Source organism: Wohlfahrtiimonas populi (assembly GCF_002006795.1).
Lineage (GTDB): Bacteria > Pseudomonadota > Gammaproteobacteria > Cardiobacteriales > Wohlfahrtiimonadaceae > Wohlfahrtiimonas > Wohlfahrtiimonas populi.
This window is the reverse complement of record NZ_MVDN01000037.1, coordinates 1-1,649: the sequence shown is the minus strand read 5'-3', so window position 1 is coordinate 1,649 and position 1,649 is coordinate 1. Positions and strand designations below refer to the sequence as shown.

Below are 1,649 nucleotides of genomic sequence, written 5' to 3'. Positions count from 1 at the left end.
GCAACGCGAACTGTTTTACCAGTACCGTTAGGCATAACTGTAGCACCACGAACCACTTGATCACTTTTACGTGGGTCTACGCCCAAGTTTAAAGCAACATCAACTGATTCTAAAAATTTTGCTTGTGGCAATTTAGCCAACAATTCAAAAGCTTCTACCGCTGAGTAAACTTTTTGACCATCTACTAATTCGCTGATAGCTTTTGCACGCTTAGTTAATTGCTTAGCCATATTATAGACCCTCCACTTCAATACCCATTGAACGAGCAGAACCCGCCAATGTACGTACTTTTGCTTCTAATGTTGCGCCAGAAAGATCTGCACCTTTAGTTTCTGCAATTTCCTCTAACTGTTGGCGAGTTACTTTACCAACTTTTTTAGTGTTAGGGTTTGAGCTACCAGATTTCAATCCTGCTGCTTTTTTCAACAAATAAGCTGCTGGTGGAGTTTTCTTGATGAACGTGAATGAACGATCATTGTAAACTGTAATCACAACTGGCAAAGGCATGCCCACTTCCATTTGCTGAGTTTCAGCATTGAAAGCTTTACAGAATTCCATGATATTCACACCGTGTTGACCCAATGCTGGACCAATTGGTGGTGCAGGGTTAGCTTTACCAGCTGGAACCTGCAATTTGATATAAGCCGTTACTTTCTTGGCCATGACTATCTCCTAAAAACGGGTCAACACAATTTTCATTGCTCCCCAATAACAAAAGGTTTGAGATTATACATAATATATTCTCAAACCACAATTTAAATATTTTATTAACCTTTTTCGACTTGGAAGAATTCCAACTCAACAGGGGTAGCACGACCGAAAATCATTACCGAAACAATCAAGCGACCTTTTTCTGGCAATACTTCTTCAACCACACCATTAAATTCTGCAAATGGGCCATCAATAACGCGAACTGACTCACCCACTTCAAATAGAACTTTCAACTTAGGACCTTCTTCTGCCTCAGCCATTCTATCTAAAATACGATTTGCTTCTTTCGTTGTAATTGGCATAGGACGATCGCCTGTACCACCAATGAATCCAATAACTTTTGGCGTATTTTTAACTAAATGCCAAGTATCATCATTCATTTCCATTTCTACTAATACGTAGCCTGGGAAAAACTTACGTTCGCTTTTGCGTTTTTTACCATCACGAACATCAACAACTTCTTCAGAAGGCACGATGATTTCACCAAAAAAATCATCCAACCCTGCACGCATAACATATTCTTTGAGTGCTTTCATTACCTGATTTTCATAACCAGAGTAAGCTTGAATCACATACCAACGCATTCTTAACCCCCAAAGCGTGCTAATAAAAATGATACTAACCAGCCCAAGATCCAGTCAGAGAATAACAAGAAAACTAAAAATAGTGCCATAACCACCAACACCATCAAAGTCATTTTCTTAGTTTCATCCCAACTCGGCCAAACTACGCGACGCAATTCAATGCGAGCTTCCTTAAAAAACAGAATCAAATTCTTTCCCGTCACTGACGTTAAGAACACAGCCAAGAATAATGCAACACCCAAACCTAAAGATACAAATGCCAAAACAAGCTTTGTCTCCATTAGGTAATAGTATCCAAAGATACCTGCTAACAACAAACCAACAGATGCCCAAACTTGCATTTTCCCTTTCTCA

3 protein-coding genes and 1 pseudogene are annotated in these 1,649 nt (G+C 39.4%); all 4 read right to left on the bottom strand.

Features of this window, described 5'->3' with window-relative positions:
* A pseudogene (locus tag BZK16_RS13805) lies at nt 1–230 on the bottom strand (50S ribosomal protein L1); the annotation flags it as partial.
* Nucleotide 231: 1 nt separating this feature from the next.
* Complete coding sequence (gene rplK / locus BZK16_RS13800; protein ID WP_077925822.1) at nt 232–663, bottom strand: 50S ribosomal protein L11; 432 nt, start codon at nt 661–663, stop codon at nt 232–234.
* Nucleotides 664–767: 104 nt separating this feature from the next.
* Nucleotides 768–1,295, bottom strand: coding sequence for a transcription termination/antitermination protein NusG (gene nusG / locus BZK16_RS13795; protein ID WP_077929459.1), 528 nt, complete (start codon nt 1,293–1,295; stop codon nt 768–770).
* Between the two features lie 2 nt (nt 1,296–1,297).
* Nucleotides 1,298–1,649, bottom strand: a 352-nt coding sequence (gene secE, locus BZK16_RS13790) for a preprotein translocase subunit SecE (protein ID WP_143691203.1), incomplete at its 5' end; no start/stop codon positions are given.

Bases quoted from the DNA above. Each gene is read 5' to 3' on its own strand.
- rplK (WP_077925822.1), bottom strand. From the start codon at position 663: ATGGCCAAGAAAGTAACGGCTTATATCAAATTGCAGGTTCCAGCTGGT.
- nusG (WP_077929459.1), bottom strand. From the start codon at position 1,295: ATGCGTTGGTATGTGATTCAAGCTTACTCTGGTTATGAAAATCAGGTA.